Source organism: Neisseria brasiliensis (assembly GCF_009671065.1).
Lineage (GTDB): Bacteria > Pseudomonadota > Gammaproteobacteria > Burkholderiales > Neisseriaceae > Neisseria > Neisseria brasiliensis.
Map to the genome: position 1 here is coordinate 2,121,711 of NZ_CP046027.1, position 20,347 is coordinate 2,142,057.

Genomic DNA, 20,347 nt, shown 5'->3' on the forward strand with positions numbered 1-20,347 from the left:
TTACAGACAATGACTAAGTCTGAATTAATGGTTCGTTTGGCAGAGGTTTTTGCCGAGAAAAACGGAAATCAATTGATGGCTAAAGACGTTGAGTATAGCGTGAAAGTTTTGGTAGATACCATGACCCGTTCGCTGGCTCGCGGCCAACGTATTGAAATCCGTGGTTTCGGCAGCTTTGACTTGAATCACCGTCCAGCCCGCGTGGGTCGCAACCCGAAAACCGGCGAGCGTGTGGAAGTGCCTGAAAAGCATGTTCCACATTTCAAGCCAGGTAAAGAATTGCGCGAACGTGTGGACTTGGCTCTGCAAGAGAACGCCAACTAAAAACCTGAGTAAACAAACGCCGCAGAAATGCGGCGTTTTCTCTTATAAATTCAAGCAATAAAGAAGTTTCATACGATAAATGCTTGGAGGCCGTCTGAAATCATTTATAATGGCTGCCATTCAGTTAGAATTAATAAATAATAAGGTTCGGTAATGAGTGATAGAGAAAATCTGTTTGTCCCGCCAAGTTTTGAAAACCACAGTCCGTTGACGTGGTATCAGGCCGCTGCTCAGCAGCCTAATTTTATCCGTGATGAAGCGCAGGCCGTTGCCATTGAGCATTTAGATCGTTTGTGGACTGAATTGATGATGTTCAAACGCAAGCGCAACCGTTTTTTAGGCCGCAGCCTGCGTTCGCCGCAAGTGCCGAAAGGTTTGTATTTTTATGGCGGTGTAGGCCGTGGTAAAAGCTTTCTGATGGATGCTTTTTTCGGCTGCCTACCATATAAACGCAAACGTCGTGTTCACTTCCATGCCTTTATGGCGGAAATTCACCAGCGCTTGAAAGGCTTGAAAAGCGAAGCGAATCCATTGAAAGCCGTGGCTTCCGAGATTTCTCAAGAAACACGCGTTTTGTGTTTTGACGAATTTCACGTCAGCGACATTGCCGATGCCATGATTCTTGGCCGCCTGTTGGAAAATTTGTTAAATGAAGGTGTGGTGTTGGTGGCAACTTCCAACTATGCGCCGTCTGAACTGTATCCGCAAGGGCAAAACCGCAGCAGTTTCTTGCCAACCATTGCTTTGATTGAGTCCAGCCTGACGGTGTTGAACGTGGATGGCGGCGAAGATTACCGCTTGCGCACTTTGAAGCCGGCTGAAATTTTCTTTGTGCCGAGCAATGAAGAAAATGAAAACAAACTGGCCGAATTGTTTAAAGAAATGGCGCATACATCGGAATTGAATCCGGGTATCAGCATCATTCACGACCGTGAAATTCCGCATAAAGCCAAATCAGACAAAGCCATTTGGTTTGATTTCCGTGCCTTGTGCTTTGGTCCGCGCTCACAAGCGGATTATCTGTATTTGGCGGAGAATTACGAAATTGTGTTTGTGTCCGGCTTAGAGCGTTTGACCCCGCTGGAAAAAGCCGAAGCGCGCCGTCTGACGTGGCTGATTGACGTTTTGTATGATTTCCGCGTGAAATTGTGCGCCACCAGTGCAGTCGATGTGAACGATATTTATGTTGAAGGCGATTTTGCCGCAGAATTTACCCGTACCGCCAGCCGTATGGTGGAGATGCAGTCTGAAGTGTATTTAGAGCAGCCGCATTTGACGCTGGGTAAGAAAAAATAAGCATCATTTTTTTGACCGGTCGAAGCTGCTTTTTACCAAAAGCAAATGAAGTTTGGTAAAATAAAGCTTCGTCGAATTTTGAAAAACCCTATTGCAAAATGCAATAAATATAAGGACATGACATGGCTATTGAACGCACCATCTCTATCGTAAAACCGGATGCCGTAGGCAAAAACGTTATCGGTAAAATTTATGACCGTTTTGAAAGCAACGGCTTGAAAATTGTTGCCGCAAAAATGAAACACCTGAGCCAAGAAGAAGCCGAAGGTTTCTACGCTGTGCACAAAGAGCGTCCTTTCTTTGCTGATCTGGTTAAATTCATGACCAGTGGCCCAGTGATGATTCAAGTATTGGAAGGCGAAAATGCCGTGGCGAAAAACCGCGAGCTGATGGGTGCGACCAATCCTAAAGAAGCAGCTGCCGGCACCATCCGCGCTGACTTTGCTGGATCTATCGACGCGAATGCGGTACACGGTTCTGACAGCTTGGAAAACGCTACCATCGAAATCGCTTACTTCTTTAACGACAGCGAAATCTGCCCTCGTTAATTGACGCATTGTCGATTTATTTGAGGCCGTCTAAATGATTTTCTGAATGCAACTTGTATTCAGGAAAACAGGCAGACGGCTAAAAGACTTTGTCGGATAGGTTTCAGACGGCCTTTTATCAAAGGTAGGCCGTCTGAAAATAACAAAATAACAAGCTTTTAAATTAAAGCTGTATCTTGCCGTTCTATATAATTTTAATTTAACAGCTTCTCATAGTTTAAGAATACATGAAAACCAATCTACTGAATTTTGATTTACAAGGCTTGACCGAACACTTCGCCGCGATGGGTGAAAAACCATTTCGCGCTAAGCAGGTGATGCGTTGGATTCACCAATCGGGTGCCTCTGAATTTGATGAAATGACCGATTTGGCCAAATCGTTGCGCCAAAAATTAAACGAACAAGCTACTGTTGGCATCCCGCAATTGATGACGTCGCAAGAATCGACCGATGGCACACGCAAATGGTTGCTGGATGTCGGCACCGGCAACGGCGTGGAAACGGTGTTTATCCCCGAAGCCGAACGCGGCACATTGTGTATCTCATCGCAAGTGGGCTGTGCATTGGAATGCACGTTTTGTTCTACCGGTCGCCAAGGCTTCAACCGCAACTTGACCGCTGCCGAAATCATCGGCCAATTGTGGTGGGCAAACAAAGCGATGGGTGTCACGCCGAAAAACGAGCGCGTGATTTCCAATGTGGTGATGATGGGCATGGGCGAGCCGATGGCCAACTTCGATAACGTAGTCACCGCTTTGAGCATTATGCTTGACGATCATGGTTATGGCTTGAGCCGCCGCCGTGTAACCGTTTCGACTTCTGGCATGGTGCCGCAGATGGATCGCTTGCGCGACGCCTTGCCGGTTGCTTTGGCGGTATCGTTGCACGCGTCTAATGATGCCGTGCGCGATGAGATTGTGCCGTTGAACAAAAAATATCCGCTGAAAGAATTGATGGCTGCATGTCAGCGTTATCTGGTGAAAGCACCGCGCGACTTCATTACTTTTGAATATGTGATGCTGGATGGCATTAACGATAAACCGCAACACGCGCGTGAGTTGATTGAATTGGTGAAAGATGTGCCATGTAAATTCAATCTGATTCCGTTTAACCCGTTCCCGAATTCTGGTTACGACCGTTCTTCAAATGAAAATATTCGTGTGTTCCGCGATATTTTGCAGCAGGCCGGCCATGTGGTGACAGTGCGTAAAACACGCGGCGATGATATTGATGCGGCGTGTGGCCAGTTGGCAGGTCAGGTTCAGGATAAAACCAAGCGTCAGCAAAAATGGCAGCAAATTTTGGTTGAGCAACAGGGTTAAGCCATGAAATTAAATATTTTATCGTCTTTAATTGTGACCTTAACATTGGCAGCGTGTGCCGGTTCGTCAGGCCCAAGCCCACGCGAACGTGCAGAGCAGGTATCCAATATCAAAACGCAATTGGCTTTGGAATACATGCGCGTTCAGGATTACCGTCAGGCAACGCAGGCGATTGAAGATGCCTTAAATTCTAATGGTAAAAACGAAGTGGCTTGGTTGGTGCGTGCGCAGATTTACCAATACTTGAAGGTACAAGACAAAGCGCAAGAAAGCTTTTTGAAAGCCTTGTCGTTGAAACCGGATAGCGCGGAAATCAATAATAACTACGGCTGGTTTGTGTGCAGCCACATGAATAATCCGGCTGAATCGATTCAGTATTTCGACAAAGCGCTGTCGGATCCGACGTATCCCAGCCCGTATGTGGCGAATTTAAACAAAGGCATTTGTAGCGCAAAAATGGGTCAATTCTCATTGGCTGAAGCATATTTAGAGCGCGCTTTGGCTGCTGCGCCGCAATTTCCGCCCGCATTCAAAGAATTGGCACGCACCAAAATGTTGGCAGGCAGTCTGAACGATGCCGATTATTACTTCCGCCAATACCAAAGCAAGGTTGACGTATTGCAGGCAGATGATTTGCTGTTAGGTTGGCGCTTGGCTAATGCGCTGGGTAACACCCAAGCCGCTTATGAATACGAAGCGCAGTTAAGAGCCAATTTCCCTTATTCCGAAGAACTACAGGCAGTGACGACAGGTCGATAATACATGGACAATCAACAAAAAACAGCACACAACATCGAAGCAGCAAAAGCATTGGGCAATGAATTGCGCCAATTACGTGAAAAGCAAGGCATTGACATCAGCGATATTGCAGGCCGTCTGAAATTATCGGTTGAGCAAATTCAAGATTTGGAAAAAGGCGATTATTCCAGCTTTTCAGGTTTGGTATTTGCCACTGGCTTTCTGCGTTCATACGCGCGTTTGTTGAAAATGGATGAACAGCAAATTGCAGGCCGTCTGAAAACCGTTGTGCCGCAAACTGCTGATCATGTGTATGCGGTTAATCGCGAAAAAGATGCCGGTTTTAATTACCAAAGTGTCGAGAAAAACGGTTTCCCAAAATGGATTTTGGGCGTGGCGGCATTGGCTTTGATTGTGGGCGGTATTTATTTATGGCAAAACAAGTCGAATTTAGAAAGTAGCCAACAATACGCACAAGACAGCAGTGCCGTGCAAAACAGCTTGCAAGCGCCGGCTTTAAAAGCCAGCAATGTTGAAGTATCGAAAATGACCGAGCAAGGCACACAAGTGATTGCGGCTGCTTCTGCTGCTTCAGATGTCGCCGCTTCTGCGGCTTCCGAGTCGAAAGTCGAAGTGGCTGCCGATGAATTGTGGGTGAAAGTACAATACCGCAGTAATCTGATTATTCATGATAAAGATGGCAAAATGGTGTTCAGCAATATCATTCCGGCCGGCAGTGAGCGCCGCTTCAAAGGCGGTGCGCCGTATGAAGTATGGGTCGGTATCGCGGCTGGTGCCGAAGCCAATTATGGCGGCACCAGCATTCGTCCGGTTGATTACCGTGCCCCGGGCAAACAGTCTGCCACCTTTATTGCAGGAAAAAAATAAACATGAACACACTCAAACGCCGCCAAACACATCAAGTCCAAATTGATCATATTACCGTTGGCTCCAGCGCACCGGTGGTGGTGCAATCCATGACCAACACCGACACCGCTGATGCGGAAGGCACCGCTTTACAAGTTAAAGAGTTGAGCGATGCCGGTTCGGAAATGGTGCGGATTACCGTCAACAGCCCTGAAGCAGCCTCCAAAGTGGCTGAAATCCGTCAGCGCTTAGATGATATGGGCTACAACACACCGTTAGTAGGTGATTTCCATTTCAACGGTGAACGCTTGTTGGCCGAATATCCCGAGTGCGGCAAAGCATTGGCCAAATACCGCATCAATCCGGGCAATGTCGGCAAGGGTGCAAAAGGCGATGAAAAATTTGCCTACATGATTCGCACCGCGGCTGAAAACAACAAAGCCGTGCGCATCGGCGTGAACTGGGGTTCTTTAGATCAAAGTTTGGCCAAGCGCATGATGGATGCCAACATGGCTTCGGCTACGCCGCTGCCGCCGGAAGAAGTGATGAAAGAAGCCTTGATCGTTTCTGCTTTAGAGTCGGCTGAAAAAGCGGTGAGCTTGGGCTTGCCGGAAGATAAAATCATTTTGTCGTGTAAGGTCAGCGCGGTGCAGGATTTGATTCAAGTGTATCGTGAGTTGGGCAGCCGCTGCCAATATCCGCTGCATTTGGGTTTGACCGAAGCCGGTATGGGTAGCAAAGGCATTGTAGCGTCTACGGCGGCGCTGGCCGTGTTGCTGCAAGAAGGCATTGGCGACACCATTCGCATATCATTAACACCGGAACCGGGTAGCTCGCGCACGCAAGAAGTGATTGTCGGACAAGAAATTTTGCAAACCATGGGCTTGCGTTCGTTTACCCCAATGGTCACGGCTTGTCCGGGTTGCGGTCGCACCACCAGCACGGTATTCCAAGAATTGGCACAAGATGTGCAAAATTATCTGCGTCAAAAGATGAACGTGTGGCGTACGGTTTATCCGGGTGTGGAATCCTTAAATGTGGCCGTAATGGGCTGCGTGGTGAACGGACCCGGCGAGAGTAAATTGGCCGACATCGGCATCAGCCTGCCGGGTACGGGTGAAACCCCTGTTGCGCCGGTTTATGTTGATGGCGAACGCAAAGTCACCTTAAAAGGCGACAACATTGCACAAGAATTCTTGCTGATTGTCGAAGAGTATGTGAAAGAGAATTACCGTGAAGGCGGTGCCAAACGCGTTCAGCCGCGTGTGATTCCGATTAAAAATGCTTAATTCTTAATATTCAAATAAAGGCCGTCTGAAAAGCAATATTTCAGACGGCCTTTATTTTATAGCTTCTGCATGCTTTCAAATTTGCGAATATCGCCACTAATAGGGTCGCTAAACTCAATGATTTTTGCCAATAGTTTTAACGGCTTTTCATAATTTTCATCGCCAACCGCCAGCGCAACAGGATAAAGCGCATCGTTTAACAGCGGCATGCCCAAACTCATCATGTGCACTCGAAGTTGGTGTTTTTTGCCGGTAATCGGCTGCAAGCGGTAAAGGCTGGTTTTGCCACGGTTTTCAACCAATTCGATGGTGGTAAAGGCATTCGGCTCGCCATCAACTTCTTTCGTCAAATAAAATTGATCCCCACGCACCAGCCGCGATTGTATCGAATAAGGGTAAACCAAATCCGTGCGCGTGGGGGCAACCGCTTCGTAGGTTTTGCGCACCGTTTTATCTTGGAACATGGTCTGATAATCGCGGCGGCTGGCCGGATTGTGCGACAACAGCATCACGCCTGCCGTGTCTTTGTCTAAGCGGTGAATCGGGGTGATGTGCTCCACGTTTAGGTGTTGCAAATCGGGGTGTAGGCGCAAGCGAGTGAGCAAGGTTTCGTGCAGAAAACGGCCACTGGGAATCACCGGCAGGAAATGCGGCTTGTCCACCACGATCAAATGCTCGTCAATATGCAGGATTTTTTCGTCAAACGGGATGCGCGGTTCGTCTTCACGGCTGATTTCGCGATAATAATAAATCGTTTGCCCGGGTTGAAATATTGTATCCGCATTCAAAGCCATGCCGTCTGAATCGACCACAAATCCGCTGTTTAAGCGTTTGCGCCAATTGGTGTCATCAACAAACGGAAAACGGGCGCATAAGAAATGCAAAAGCGGTAAGCCGTAAAACGATTTGTCGTGCGGCAACACCAGATAGCTGGGCTTTACGCCGTCAAGCAGCGGCAGGGGATTGATGCGTGTATTCATACCGCGTATTTTACCCGAAGCCTTCTTGGCATTGAAATGATTTTCAGACAGCCTTACCGTAAGGAAGATGCCGTCTGAGAACACAATCCGCTAAAAATAAGCTATAATTACCGACTATTTGATTTAAGCATCCTGATTTGAAATGGCACAAAAAATCCAATCCGTAAAAGGTATGAATGACCTTTTACCTGTCGAACAAAAAGATTTCAAACTCACCGCTGCTTTTTGGCAGGCTTTTGAAGACATGGTCAGCCAGTGGGCGCGCACTTACGGCTATCAGCAAATTCGCACACCGATTGTGGAGCAAACCGGTTTGTTTGTGCGCTCTATCGGCGAAGAAACCGATGTGGTCGGCAAGGAAATGTACACCTTTTCCGATTCTAACGATTCACTGAGCTTGAGCCTGCGCCCAGAAGGCACGGCTTCATGCTTGCGCGCAGTGGTTGAGCATAATCTTTTGTACAACAGCCCACAGAAATTATGGTACATGGGGCCGATGTTCCGCCGCGAACGCCCGCAAAAAGGCCGTTACCGCCAGTTTCACCAAGTGGGTATTGAGGCTTTGGGTTTTGAAGGTCCTGACATTGATGCCGAAATCATCGCCATGTCGGCCGATTTATGGAAAAAATTGGGCATTAGTGATTATTTGACGCTGGAAATTAACAGCTTGGGTAATCGCGAAGAACGCGCCGCCCATCGTGCCGCATTGGTGGCGTATCTGACCGAATATGAAGCGCAATTGGATGAAGATAGCAAACGCCGTCTGAAAACCAACCCGCTGCGTGTATTGGATACCAAAAATCCGGAATTACAGGAAATTTGTAACGCTGCGCCGCGCTTGGTGGATTATCTGGGCGGAGAATCGCGCACGCATTACAGCCGCTTCAAAGCCATGCTGGATGGTTTGAATATTCAATACACCGAAAATCCGCGTTTGGTGCGCGGCTTGGATTATTACAACCAAACCGTGTTTGAATGGACGACAGACAAACTGGGCGCACAAGCGACTGTATGCGGCGGTGGCCGTTACGATGGTTTGATTGAAGAATTGGGTGGTAAACCGGCTGCTTCGATTGGTTTTGCCATGGGCATTGAGCGTTTATTGTTGCTGGTACACGAATACGGCACCTTGCAAGCCAATGCTGCGCCTGATGTGTATGCCATGCATCAAGGTGAAGGTGCCGCTTTGCAGGTGATGCAATATGCCCAAGCCTTGCGTGCCGAAGGGTTTAATGTGTTGCAGCATTCCGGTTATCAAAGCCTGAAAGCGCAAATGAAAAAAGCCGACGGCAGTGGCGCACATTTTGCCCTGATTGTGGCGCAAGACGAATTGGCCGAAGGCAAAGTGACGCTGAAAGACATGCAGGGCGAAAAAGGCCAAATTACCGTGGCCGCCGCTGATTTAATCAACACTTTACAACAATGGAAGAACGCATAAATGGCAGCTCATTTGGAAGAACAACAAGAGTTAGATAATTTCAAATACTTTTGGAAAAGCATCGGCCGCTGGCTGTTTGCCTTACTGATGCTGGCTGCATTGGGCTATTTGGGTTATACCATGTACCAAAGCCATTTGGTGAAAAAAAGCCAAGAAGCAGCTGATGTATTGGCGCAATTGGTTGAAAAAGCACAAAACAAAGGCGATACCAAAGCCATTAATGCCGATTTGCAAAACCTGCAGCAAAACTTTGCCGAAACCATTCCAGCTGCACAAGCAACCTTGATGGTGGCGGCGACTGAGTTTGATGCCGGTCGTTACGATGTGGCTTCAGGCCATCTGAACTGGGTGTTGAAAAACCAAAAAGAGCCTTTGGTTCAAGCTTTGGCGGCGCAACGTTTGGCCGTGGTAAAATTGCAGCAAAAGAAATACGATGAAGCTTTAGCGGCGTTGGATGCCAAAGTGGATGCCGATTACGAAGCCTTGCTGCTGGAAACCAAAGGCGATGTTTTCGTAGCGCAAAACAAAGCCAAAGAAGCAGCTGCCAGCTATGAGCAGGCATTGGCCAAATTGCCGAAAGATTCGGTGGGTCGCGAATTGGTTCAAATGAAATTGGATTCGCAAAAATAAGGCCGTCTGAAATAGAGATGGTTGTGTAATTCTGCATGATGGTGCCAAGTAATTAAATACGATTATGCAGATTTAAGAAACAAACAGCAGGCTTGTCGGGTAGTGTGTCCGGCAAGCCGTTATGTGTTTTCAGACGGCCTGTAAATATAAGCCATCTGAAAAAGGAAAGTGAAAAAATGAAACCAACATTTGCATTGGTGGGACGGCCGAATGTCGGCAAATCCACCTTATTCAACCGACTAACGCGCACTAAAGATGCGTTGGTACACGACTTGCCCGGCTTAACGCGCGACCGCCATTACGGTCACGGCAAAGTCGGCAGCAAGCCTTATTTGGTGATTGATACCGGCGGTTTCGAGCCGGTGGTCGATAGCGGCATCCTGCATGAAATGGCACGCCAAACCCTGCAAGCGGTGGATGAAGCCGATGCAGTGGTATTTCTGGTCGATGCCCGTACCGGCTTAACGCCGCAAGACAAAATCATTGCCGACCGTTTACGCCAAAGCCCGCGTCCGGTGTATTTGGCCGTGAACAAGGGTGAGGGTGGCAATCAGGCAGTATTGTCTGCCGAATTTTTTGAGCTGGCCTTGGGCGAGCCGTATGTGATTTCCGGTGCGCATGGCGATGGCGTGTATTACCTGATGGAAGATATTCTGGCCGAGTTCCCAGAGCCGGAAGAAGAGGAAGAAACCGCTAAGCATCCGGTTTTTGCCGTGATTGGCCGCCCGAATGTCGGCAAATCGACTTTGGTGAATGCCATTTTGGGCGAAGAGCGCGTGATTGCGTTTGACATGGCCGGGACTACGCGCGACAGTATCCACATCGATTTCGAGCGTGAAGGCAAACCGTTTACCATCATCGATACCGCCGGTGTGCGCCGTCGCGGCAAAGTAGATGAAGCGGTGGAAAAATTCTCGGTAATCAAAGCCATGCAGGCGATTGAAGCGGCTAATGTGGCGGTATTGGTATTGGACGCGCAGCAAGACATCGCCGACCAAGATGCCACGATTGCCGGCTTCGCTTTGGAAGCAGGGCGTGCTTTGGTCGTGGCGGTCAATAAATGGGACGGCATCAGCGAAGAGCGCCGTGAGCAAGTGAAGCGCGACATCAACCGCAAATTGTATTTCTTGGATTTCGCCAAATTCCATTTTATTTCCGCTTTGAAAGAACGCGGCATTGACGGTTTGTTCGACAGCATTCAGGCGGCCTATGACGCAGCCATGATTAAAATGCCGACGCCGAAAATTACCCGCGTGCTTCAGACGGCCATTGAGCGCCAGCAACCACCGCGTTCAGGCTTGACCCGTCCGAAAATGCGTTATGCCCACCAAGGCGGTATGAATCCGCCGGTGATTGTGGTGCACGGCAATTCGCTGCACGCGATTTCCGACAGCTACACGCGCTATCTGACGCAAACTTTCCGCAAAGCCTTCAATCTTCAAGGCACGCCGTTGCGCATTCAATATAATGTTTCGGAAAACCCTTACGAAGAAAAAGAAGACAAGCCGAAGAAAAAACCGTTGCGCCGCGCGGCTTACAGTAATCGCATTGCCAAACGTGAAGAGCGCAAAGATGAAAAAGTGCGCAACAGCGGCAGTAAAGCGAAGAAACGCCAAGTCAGCGTGAAAAAACAGCACAGCAAATAAAGCCAAACCGGAAAGCGATAGTCAAATTCGTTTTCCGGTTTTTTTTGATATGCGTTGAGTAAGTCAGTCGTGAAACATGCCGGATAGGAAATAAAACTGAAAAAGAAGAAAGAGATAAGCGTAAATAGAGTAAATATCTAAACAAATCAGCGCCGAATATCAGCTAAATCAAGCGGGGGCAATAACTAAACCATGTTAAAAAGTTTGCATATTCTTACCCAAAATTGTTGGTAAAAATCGACATTCAAGGCTACAATCACCCATAAAGCTATTCACGGCTTTCCTTAAAATCATAATAACGGAGTAAAGAATATGACAGCTAAAGGACAAATGTTACAAGATCCTTTTTTGAATGCGTTGCGTAAAGAGCACGTACCGGTTTCGATTTACTTGGTTAACGGCATTAAGCTGCAAGGCCAAGTTGAATCATTCGACCAATACGTTGTTCTGCTGCGTAATACTTCAGTGACCCAGATGGTTTACAAACATGCTATTTCAACCATCGTTCCGGCTCGTGCGGTAAGTTTGCAGCACGAAAACAAACCGGCTGCCCAAGCACAAGCAGCTGCGCCGGTGCAAGTGGAAACACAGTCAGCAGAATAATGCAGGTCATTATTTTTAATACCTTACCGGTAACGGTAAGGTATTTTTATTTTTAGACGGCCTTTTAAGTCATACCAAGAGAATGTGATGTCAATTCAGAATATTCTTCCTTTTACCCATCAACTATTAACTCAACATTTAAACAATGGCGACACGGCCTTAGACGGCACGGCTGGTAACGGTCACGATACGGTTTTTTTGGCCGAAGCCGTAGGTTATCGCGGCAAAGTGTGGGCGTTTGACGTGCAACAGCAAGCCATTGAGCAGACCAAAGCCAGATTGATGGCGGAAAACCTGCTGAGCCGCGTGAATTTGGTTCACGACAGTCATCAATATATTGAACGTCATATCCGACAAGGCTTGGATGCGGCAGTGTTTAATTTTGGCTGGCTTCCGGGGGGCGATAAAAACATCACCACATCAGCCGACAGCAGCCTTGCGGCGCTCAACAGCACGTTATCACTATTAAATCCCAATGGCATTGTGGTAACAGTGTTATACCCCGGCCATGATTCGGGGTGTGTGGAAGCAGCAGCCATTGAAGCATGGGCGCAATCTTTGCCACAGCAAGAATTTGCTGTGTTGAAATACCATTTTATCAACCGTCAAAACCATCCGCCTTATGTGTTGGCGATACAAAAGTTACGTCAGAAATGAATGTTTAGGGTAAAATAGCGGCATTCTTAAACCAACCACCATCACTACCATGCAATATTTAATTGTCAAACACAGCCACATGCTTTTTGTGGCGATTACGATTTTATTGTTTAACCTGCGTTTTTTCTTGTTGTGGAAAAACCCGCAAAAACCTTTGGGTGGCCTGCTGAAAGCCTTGCCACACTTAAACGACACCATGTTGTTGTTTACCGGCTTGTGGCTGATGAAATTGACCCATTTCACCCCGTTTAATGCGCCTTGGTTGGCAGTGAAAATCGTTTTATTGTTGGTATATATTGGTTTTGGCGTGGCGATGATGCGTTCTGCACCGCGTTCAAACAAATTCTATGTGACTTATTTGTGCGCCATGGCGTGTGTGGCGACGATTGTGTACATGGCTTTATTCAAACCTTATTTCTAAGGCCGTCTGAACCATGTTAAACCGAAAATCTGCCATTATTGCGCTGGGCAGCAATCTACAGAACCCAGCCCAGCAAATCCGTGCGGCATTGGCAGCGGTTGCCGCCCATCCACAAATTAAGCTTGAACACACGTCGTCACTCTACATCACCGCGCCCGTTGGTTATGATGACCAGCCGGATTTTGTGAATGCCGTGTGTGCCGTATCCACTGATTTGAGCGATGTGGCTTTGTTGGCGGTGTTGAACCGAATCGAAGCCGATTTTGGTCGCGAACGCACATTCCGCAATGCACCGCGCACCTTGGATTTAGACATCATCGATTATGATCATCAAAGCAGTGATGATCCGCATTTAAGCTTACCGCATCCGCGTGCGCATGAGCGCAGCTTTGTGATGAAACCATTGGCCGAAATTCTGCCGGATTTCAAATTGGGCCAACACGGTAATGCTGCCGATATTGTCGCTCGATTAGGCGATGATGGTATTCGCTTATTGAGTGAAGCGGAATAATAAATAGGCCGTCTGAAAGTTTGAAAAGCTTTCAGACGGCATTTTGATACTGTTCAGCATTGCAGGGTCTGATAAAATACGGCCTGACAATAAAAAGACAGAGTAGGAAATCAACATGAACTATCGTTATATTGCGGTTGAGGGTGCGATTGGTAGCGGCAAATCAGAATTGAGCCGCCGCTTGGCCGCTCAATTTAATGCACTGCATTTGACCGAAAATGCCGACCAAAATCCTTTTCTAGCGCAATTTTATGCCAATGCCAATAATCACGGTTTGGCAACCGAACTGTTTTTCTTGATGCGCCGAGCCGACAGCGTGGACGTGATTAATGCCGAAGAAGAAAAAGGCAGCGTGATTGTGGCCGATTTCTTATTGGAAAAAGACCAAATTTTCGTGCCGGTGGTGCTGAACGATAAAGAACAAACCCTGTTTTGGGAGTTAAAACGCCGCGCCATGCCGCAATATCCTGTGCCGGATTTGGTGATTTATCTGCAAACCGCCGCCGATACCAACCGCAAACGCTTGCAAAAACGCGGCGATGGTGTGGTGAACCTGTTTCCAGCCGGCTATCTCAACCGCATTCACGAAGAATACAGCCGCTTTTTCCACCTTTATCAAAACGCCCCTTTGCTGATTGTGAATGCCGATGAGTTGGACGTTAACGGCAACGACGAGCATTTTGATTTGCTGCTGCGTGCGATGAGCGATTTGCAGGGCAGTCGCAATTATCTGAATTTGAGTGAAAAATAGCCTGATAGGCCGTCTGAAACGGAATTGATTATGTCAACATACGAATTTACCCTTCCATCCAGCAGCGGTGAAGATTTCCACTCTGCCGAACACCTGCCTTTGATTGTGTATTTCTACCCGAAAGACAGCACCCCCGGCTGTACCACCGAAGGCTTGGATTTCAATGCCCGCTTGGAACAATTCAAAGCATTGGGCTACACCGTGGTCGGCATTTCGCGCGACGGTGTGAAAGCGCACCAAAATTTCTGCGCCAAACAAGGCTTTCAATTTGAGCTCTTGAGCGACAAAGACGAAACCGTGTGCAAAATGTTTGACGTCATCAAGCTGAAAAAGCTTTACGGCAAAGAATCGTTGGGCATCGAGCGCAGCACCTTTGTGTTGAACAAGTCTGGCGAAATCGAACACGAATGGCGCAAGGTCAAAGTGGCCGGACATGCGCAAGAAGTGTTGGAAACGGTGAGCGAGAAATAGCTTTAAAAGTTTCAGGCCGTCTGAAAACCATATTCAGACGGCCTCAATATTAAATTCTTATGAATACCTTAATCGACAAGCTTTTAGAGCACCTCTGGCTCAATCACCGCCTTAGTCAAAACACCCTGCAAAGCTATCGTCGTGATTTGGAAAAAGTGGCGGCACGTTTAAGCCAGAAAAATCTTGACTGGCTGAATGCGGCGCGTGAAGATTTGGCGGATGTGGTGTACGATGCCACAGAAAAGCCAAGTTCGCAAGCGCGCTCATTATCTGCGTGTAAAAGGTTGTATGCGTGGCTGGAAGAAACCGAGCAGCACCATGACAATCCCACCACTTTTTTAAAAGCACCAAAGCAGGCGCAAAAATTGCCGAAGCTGATTACCGAAAAACAAATCGACCGCCTCTTGAACGCGCCCGATACCGACACGCCGCACGGTTTGCGTGATAAAGCCTTGCTGGAAGTGATGTATGCCACCGGTTTGCGTGTGACTGAAGCCGTGAAATTGCAATTGGGCGATATTGATTTAAATAAAGGCTGGATTCGAACCATCGGCAAGGGCGACAAGCAGCGTATCGTGCCTTTGGGCGGTGAGGCCGTATATTGGATTGAACGCTATGTGCAGGAATCGCGCCCGTTGTTACTGAAAAACAAAATGTGTGACGAACTGTTCGTCAGCCAAAAGCGGGTCGGCATTTCGCGCCAACTGGCGTGGATGATTGTGAAAGAATATGCCGAGATGGCAGGGATTACCGCCTTAAGCCCGCACGGTTTACGCCATGCTTTTGCCACACATTTGGTCAATCACGGCGCCGATTTGCGTGTAGTGCAAACCTTATTGGGGCATGCCGACATCAGCACCACACAGATTTACACCCATGTTGCCAACCAGCGTTTAAAAAGCGTGGTCGAGCAACATCATCCGAGAAACTGACTTTCAGACGGCCTTTTATCAGGATAGGCCGTCTGAACATAAAGAGAACATCATGAAAACCAGCGCACGCAACCAATTCGCAGGCATTGTTAAAAGCATTCAAACCAGCGGCATTCACAGCCAAGTGGTGCTGACTTTGCCGAGCAATCATGAAGTGGTCGCCACCATCACCAGCGAAAGCTGCGCTGAATTGGGTTTGAAAGAGGGCGATACGGTGATTGCCTTGATTAAATCCACCAACATCATCATCGCCACCGATTTAGACCACATCAAACTTTCCGCCCGCAACCAGTTGAAGGGTGTGATTGCACATGTCGAACGTGGTACGGTCAATTCGATTGTGACCTTGGATTTGGGCAGCAATATCCATATTCATGCGAGTGTTACCGTGCAAAGCACCGAACAGCTTGATTTGCACCCGGGGCAATACGCCACAGCGGTGTTTAAAGCAGGTAGCGTAATTTTGGGTGTATTGGCGTAATCATATTTAAAGAAGGCCGTCTGAAAAACAATGAACTGCACCCCAAAAGTTGGACACTTTCCCCCAACTTAAAAAGGTGCAGTTTTCTTATGTCCAAATATACACTAGACTTCAAATACCGAGCCGTACTTCATTACCAACAAGTGCACAGCCAACAGCGCACCGCAGACCATTTCAACGTCTCACGCACACATCTGCGCCGTTGGATTGCCGCCTACCGACAAGGAGGTATAACCGCACTTCAACACCCACAGGCTACGCTTATGAAGACTATGCAGACCAAACGCAAGAATCCCTTTATCGTCGACAAACCCGACCATGAAAAAACTCAGGCAGAGCTGATTGAAGAATTACGCTACATGAGGGCGGAGAACGACTACCTAAAGCACATGAAAGCCCTCAACGAAAAGAACGCCGCCAACGCTGCGAAACCGTTCAAACGCTGAGGGCGAAGCACCCGCTGAAATACCTGTTGCACAGTGCCGGCATACCCAAAAGCAGTTTCTACTACCACATCGGCAGACCTGATCCCGATATAGAAGCCAAAGCAGCGGTGAGTGAAGTCTATCACCGACACAAAGGCCGCTACGGCCAACGCCGGATTGGTGCCGTATTGTCGTGGAATAAAAAGAAAGTGCAACGTATTATGAGACTATTGGGTTTAAAAGCCAAAGTGCGCAACAAAAAAGCCTATCGTCCGCAAGTTATAGGCGAGACCTCGAAAAACATCCTTAAGCGTGCATTCACTGCCGATAAAGCAGGAGCTAAATGGTTGACCGATGTGACCGAGTTTAAATGCACCGACGGCAAACTGTACTTATCGCCGATATTGGATGTATTCAATCGTGAGATTGTGGCTTATGAGCTCAGTAGAAAGCCGGACAGCAAGATGGTGATGCAGATGCTGGATAAGGCATTCGGCCGTCTGAAAGGGCTGACCCCGCTGCTGCATTCTGACCAAGGTGTGCTTTACCGAACCCAGGCTTATCGGGAAAAGCTGGCTGAGAAAGGCATTGTGCAGAGCATGTCGCGCAAAGGGAATTGCTGGGATAACGCACCGATGGAGAGTTTCTTCGGGACATTGAAGGTGGAGAGCTTCTATCAGGAAGGTGTGTTATCGGTGACAGAGTTGACCAAAGTGATAGATGATTATATACGTTACTACAATTATGAACGTATTAGTTTGAATTTAAAAAAGCTGAGTCCTGTGGCTTACAGAACCCAGCTTGAACAGGCTGTTTGAGAAAGATTATTAACTTGTCCAAGAATTGGGGGACAGTTCAATCAGTAGATTTTCAGACGGCCTATTTTGTGGTTGGTAAGTTGAACCCAATCAAGCCGCGGCCAGTGTCAGCAATTCGGCGGCATGGTGGCGGGTGGTGTCGGTGATGATTTCACCGCCCAGCATACGGGCGACTTCTTCCACGCGTTCTTGTTCGTTTAACACGCGGATTTCGCTGACAGTTTGTTCGCCTTCGCTGTGTTTGCGCACTTGCCAATGATGTTCGCCGCATGAGGCAACTTGCGGTAAATGGGTGACGGCCAAAACTTGATGCTGTTTACCCAAAGCGCGCAAGGCTTTGCCGACCATTTCGGCCACGCCGCCGCCAATGCCGGTATCGACTTCGTCAAAAATCAAGGTCGGTACATGGGTGTATTGGCTGGATACGACTTGGATGGCCAAGCTGATGCGCGCCAATTCACCTCCTGAGGCGACTTTGTTTAATGGACGCGATACGCTGCCTTTGTTGGCAGCCACTTGGAATTGCACTTGCTCCAAGCCGTGTGCGGTTGGTGATGATGGCAGCAAAACGATGTCGAAACGCGCGCCTTTCATTGCCAAGTGTTGCATATGCTCGGTGGTTTCACTGCTCAATCGGCCGGCAGCTTGATGGCGCATGGCTGAAAGTGTGTGCGCGGCTTCTTGGTATTCGGCAAATTGTTGCGCGACAGCCGCTTCCAAGGCTTCCAAATCGGCAGCGGCGTGTAAGCTTTCCAATTGGCTGGCGATTTCGGCTAATTTATCTGGCAGGGCTTCCGGCTCGATGCGGTATTTACGCGCCATGCTCATGAGTTCGGCCATGCGGCGTTCTTGTTCGGCCAATTCATCGGGATCGATGTCGGTGCGGCCGGCGACATCGCGCATATTGGCACTGATTTCGCCCAATTCTGCTTCGATGCTGGCGAGCATATTCAGGCTTTCGGCAAAGCGTGGTTCGATGTTTTGCAGGTTGCCAAGAAGTTTTTGGCATTGGTAGATTTGGCGCTGAATGCCGTTGTCACCATCGATGTTTTCGCCGATTTGTTCGGCTGTTTGCAACAATTCAGCAGAATGCGCCAAGTTGTCGTGGCTTTGGCTGAGAGTTTCCCATTCGCCGGCTTGCAGGTTGAGCTGGGTTAATTCGTTGAACTGCCATTCCAAACGTTCGCGCTCGATGGCGATATTTTCAGATTGCTCTTGCGCTTCTTGCAGCGATTTTTTGGCGGCAACCCAGCTTTGGTATTGTTGGCGCACACTTTCGGCTTGCTCCAATGCACCGGCAAAGGCATCCAAAAGCTGACGCTGGGCGGATTCTTGGTTTAGGGAATGATGGGCATTTTGGCCGTGGATATCGATTAATTGCTCGCCGATGGTTTTGAGCTGCGCCAAAGTAGCAGCTTGATTATTGATGTAGCTGCGGCTTTTGCCTTTGGCATCGATGATGCGGCGGATGTTGAGTTCTTCTGCCTCGTCTTCCAGCAAGCCTTGTTCGCGCAATTGGGCTTGCAATTGCGGCAGACTGCCGATATCAAATAAGGCTGAAAATTGCGCTTCTTTGGCACCGTTGCGCACTTGACTGTAATCGGCTTTATCGCCCAAAAGCAGACCGAGCGCGTCGAGCGTGATGGATTTACCGGCACCGGTTTCACCGGTTAAGACGGTAAAGCCGTTTTGGAAATCTAAGTTTAGGTTTTCAACAATCACGAAATCGCGTAAAGAGAGTGCCAGCAACATGATGGTATTCCTTAGTATGATAAAGGCCGTCTGAAAAGAATGATTTAAACGGTTTTCTTTAGATGGGTTTATTTTAACTAAGATTTTTCGTAATTGGAATAAGATTTTATATATTTTATTGCTGATTTTGTTGAGCTTATTTTTAAAGTGTTGAATTGTATGGTTTTATTTGTTGTAAAAAAGGCCGTCTGAAATTCAGACGGCCTTTGGTTATGATTTCTTAAGGTTTGCCTACTTGCTTAAGAGATACAATTTAGCAACATTCTGTGCGGTAGAAACCAGATTTTCACGACCTTGTTTTAAGATTTCATCCAAGGGGGCTGAGTGGCGGATAATCGGGAATACGGCATCAATACCTGCTTGATAAACAACTTCATAATCTTCACGCAAGCAGCCTACGATTGCAATGACGGTTTTGTCGAAATTCTTAGCAGTTTTAGCAACGCCTACCGGTGTTTTACCGCGAATGCTTTGGGCATCCATGCGTCCTTCGCCAGTGATGACTAAATCGGCATCTTTAACTTTTTCGGCCAACTGAGTCGCTTCGATAACGATTTCGACACCGGCTTTTAGTTTCACTTGTGGTAATACAAGCAGACCGCCACCCATACCACCGGCTGCACCTGCGCCTGCGTGGTCGCGGATAGATACACCGGTATCTCGTTCTACAATCTCGGCAAAATGGGAGAGTGCCTTATCCAATTGCTGCACCATATGGGGGTCGGCGCCTTTTTGCGGCCCAAATACGGCAGAAGCACCGTTGGTGCCGCACAGGGGGTTATCCACGTCACACGCCACTTCAAAAGACACATTTTCTAAACGCTTGTCTAGTCCGCTTAAATCGATTTTATCCAATTGCTCAAGACTGCCGCCGCCATAACCGATTTCTTTGCCTTCCGCATCTGTTAATTTTGCGCCTAAAGCTTGTAGCATACCAGCACCTGCATCGTTGGTAGCACTACCACCAATGCCGAGAATCACTTTTTGTACGCCTTTATCAAGAGCGGCACGGATAAGCTCACCTGTTCCGTAACTGGTCGTCAGCAGCGGATTACGTTTTTCAGACGGCACCAAATGTAAGCCTGAAGCGGCGGCCATTTCGATAATGGCGATTTTTCCATCGCCAGAAATACCGAAAGCAGCAGTGATTTTAATGCCTAAAGGTGCGGTGACTTCTGTTTCAATCAGACGGCCTTTTGTAGCATCGGCCAGTGATTGCACCGTACCTTCGCCACCATCGGCCATCGGTACTTTGATGTATTCTGCTTCAGGCAAAACTTTTTTTAAGCCGGTTTCGATGGCTTCTGCTACTTCCAATGCGGTCAGACTTTCTTTGAAGGAGTCGGGGGCAATAACGATTTTCATGAGTTAATCCTTTTGAGGTTGTATCAGGAGTGTGGGCAGACTGATTTCGTCTGAAAGAATAAAAATAATTGCGGGGTTGCGA

At 48.0% G+C, this 20,347-nt stretch carries 23 protein-coding genes; 20 read left to right on the plus strand and 3 right to left on the minus strand.

Annotated elements, in window-relative coordinates:
- Positions 1-9 precede the first annotated feature (9 nt).
- From GJV52_RS10580 to ispG, 7 genes are all read left to right on the plus strand, one after another.
- The gene (locus tag GJV52_RS10580) at positions 10-324 is read left to right on the plus strand and encodes an integration host factor subunit beta (protein ID WP_095503440.1); all 315 of its coding nucleotides are present in this window, start codon (positions 10-12) and stop codon (positions 322-324) included.
- A gap of 153 nt (positions 325-477) precedes the next feature.
- Entirely contained in the window at positions 478-1,620 is a 1,143-nt protein-coding gene (zapE, locus tag GJV52_RS10585) for a cell division protein ZapE (protein ID WP_095503441.1), read from the plus strand.
- 122 nt (positions 1,621-1,742) lie between these two features.
- A complete protein-coding gene (gene ndk, locus GJV52_RS10590; protein ID WP_100563137.1) occupies positions 1,743-2,168 on the plus strand; it encodes a nucleoside-diphosphate kinase in 426 nt (141 codons plus the stop codon).
- A 227-nt stretch (positions 2,169-2,395) separates the two neighbouring features.
- Positions 2,396-3,490 carry a 23S rRNA (adenine(2503)-C(2))-methyltransferase RlmN gene (gene rlmN / locus GJV52_RS10595; protein ID WP_100563135.1) on the plus strand — a complete coding sequence of 365 codons (1,095 nt, stop codon included), beginning with the start codon at positions 2,396-2,398 and terminating at the stop codon, positions 3,488-3,490.
- 3 nt (positions 3,491-3,493) lie between these two features.
- A complete protein-coding gene (gene pilW, locus GJV52_RS10600) occupies positions 3,494-4,249 on the plus strand; it encodes a type IV pilus biogenesis/stability protein PilW (protein WP_095503444.1) in 756 nt (251 codons plus the stop codon).
- A gap of 3 nt (positions 4,250-4,252) precedes the next feature.
- Positions 4,253-5,116 carry a helix-turn-helix domain-containing protein gene (locus GJV52_RS10605; protein WP_095503445.1) on the plus strand — a complete coding sequence of 288 codons (864 nt, stop codon included), beginning with the start codon at positions 4,253-4,255 and terminating at the stop codon, positions 5,114-5,116.
- Positions 5,117-5,118: 2 nt separating this feature from the next.
- The gene (ispG, locus tag GJV52_RS10610; RefSeq protein WP_095503446.1) at positions 5,119-6,384 is read left to right on the plus strand and encodes a flavodoxin-dependent (E)-4-hydroxy-3-methylbut-2-enyl-diphosphate synthase; all 1,266 of its coding nucleotides are present in this window, start codon (positions 5,119-5,121) and stop codon (positions 6,382-6,384) included.
- A gap of 56 nt (positions 6,385-6,440) precedes the next feature.
- Here the strand turns inward: ispG and GJV52_RS10615 are convergent, their stop codons facing one another.
- Positions 6,441-7,364 (minus strand): pseudouridine synthase, encoded by a 924-nt coding sequence (locus tag GJV52_RS10615; protein WP_100563132.1) that lies wholly within the window; start codon positions 7,362-7,364, stop codon positions 6,441-6,443.
- A gap of 142 nt (positions 7,365-7,506) precedes the next feature.
- On the opposite strand from GJV52_RS10615, the gene hisS reads away from it, so the two are divergent.
- The 13 genes from hisS (at position 7,507) to GJV52_RS10680 (ending at position 17,148) form a co-directional block, all read left to right on the plus strand.
- Positions 7,507-8,802 carry a histidine--tRNA ligase gene (hisS, locus tag GJV52_RS10620; protein ID WP_095503448.1) on the plus strand — a complete coding sequence of 432 codons (1,296 nt, stop codon included), beginning with the start codon at positions 7,507-7,509 and terminating at the stop codon, positions 8,800-8,802.
- Positions 8,803-9,432, plus strand: coding sequence for a YfgM family protein (locus tag GJV52_RS10625; RefSeq protein WP_100563130.1), 630 nt, complete (start codon positions 8,803-8,805; stop codon positions 9,430-9,432).
- Positions 9,433-9,608: 176 nt separating this feature from the next.
- Positions 9,609-11,078 carry a ribosome biogenesis GTPase Der gene (gene der / locus GJV52_RS10630; protein ID WP_100563128.1) on the plus strand — a complete coding sequence of 490 codons (1,470 nt, stop codon included), beginning with the start codon at positions 9,609-9,611 and terminating at the stop codon, positions 11,076-11,078.
- Positions 11,079-11,390: 312 nt separating this feature from the next.
- Complete coding sequence (gene hfq / locus GJV52_RS10635; RefSeq protein WP_095503451.1) at positions 11,391-11,681, plus strand: RNA chaperone Hfq; 291 nt, start codon at positions 11,391-11,393, stop codon at positions 11,679-11,681.
- An 87-nt stretch (positions 11,682-11,768) separates the two neighbouring features.
- Entirely contained in the window at positions 11,769-12,338 is a 570-nt protein-coding gene (locus GJV52_RS10640; protein ID WP_095503452.1) for a class I SAM-dependent methyltransferase, read from the plus strand.
- 49 nt (positions 12,339-12,387) lie between these two features.
- A complete protein-coding gene (locus tag GJV52_RS10645; protein WP_095503453.1) occupies positions 12,388-12,759 on the plus strand; it encodes a SirB2 family protein in 372 nt (123 codons plus the stop codon).
- A gap of 13 nt (positions 12,760-12,772) precedes the next feature.
- Complete coding sequence (gene folK, locus GJV52_RS10650) at positions 12,773-13,270, plus strand: 2-amino-4-hydroxy-6-hydroxymethyldihydropteridine diphosphokinase (protein ID WP_095503454.1); 498 nt, start codon at positions 12,773-12,775, stop codon at positions 13,268-13,270.
- Positions 13,271-13,385: 115 nt separating this feature from the next.
- Positions 13,386-14,021 (plus strand): deoxynucleoside kinase, encoded by a 636-nt coding sequence (locus GJV52_RS10655; protein ID WP_095503455.1) that lies wholly within the window; start codon positions 13,386-13,388, stop codon positions 14,019-14,021.
- 30 nt (positions 14,022-14,051) lie between these two features.
- Positions 14,052-14,492 (plus strand): peroxiredoxin, encoded by a 441-nt coding sequence (locus GJV52_RS10660; protein WP_095503456.1) that lies wholly within the window; start codon positions 14,052-14,054, stop codon positions 14,490-14,492.
- Positions 14,493-14,551: 59 nt separating this feature from the next.
- Positions 14,552-15,424, plus strand: coding sequence for a site-specific tyrosine recombinase XerD (xerD, locus tag GJV52_RS10665; RefSeq protein WP_100563126.1), 873 nt, complete (start codon positions 14,552-14,554; stop codon positions 15,422-15,424).
- A gap of 52 nt (positions 15,425-15,476) precedes the next feature.
- Positions 15,477-15,905, plus strand: coding sequence for a TOBE domain-containing protein (locus tag GJV52_RS10670; RefSeq protein WP_100563124.1), 429 nt, complete (start codon positions 15,477-15,479; stop codon positions 15,903-15,905).
- Positions 15,906-15,994: 89 nt separating this feature from the next.
- The gene (locus GJV52_RS10675; RefSeq protein ID WP_100563122.1) at positions 15,995-16,351 is read left to right on the plus strand and encodes a helix-turn-helix domain-containing protein; all 357 of its coding nucleotides are present in this window, start codon (positions 15,995-15,997) and stop codon (positions 16,349-16,351) included.
- Between the two features lie 14 nt (positions 16,352-16,365).
- Positions 16,366-17,148, plus strand: a complete 783-nt coding sequence (locus tag GJV52_RS10680; RefSeq protein WP_229439518.1) for an IS3 family transposase — start codon at positions 16,366-16,368, stop codon at positions 17,146-17,148.
- A gap of 90 nt (positions 17,149-17,238) precedes the next feature.
- Here GJV52_RS10680 and recN read toward each other — a convergent pair whose 3' ends face one another.
- Both recN and GJV52_RS10690 read right to left on the minus strand, forming a co-directional pair.
- On the minus strand, positions 17,239-18,900 hold the full coding sequence (recN, locus tag GJV52_RS10685) for a DNA repair protein RecN (RefSeq protein ID WP_095503131.1): 1,662 nt from the start codon (positions 18,898-18,900) through the stop codon (positions 17,239-17,241).
- Positions 18,901-19,131: 231 nt separating this feature from the next.
- Positions 19,132-20,265: a glycerate kinase gene (locus GJV52_RS10690; protein WP_100564116.1), complete on the minus strand. Its 1,134-nt coding sequence runs from the start codon at positions 20,263-20,265 to the stop codon at positions 19,132-19,134.
- Between the last annotated feature and the right edge of the window lie 82 nt (positions 20,266-20,347).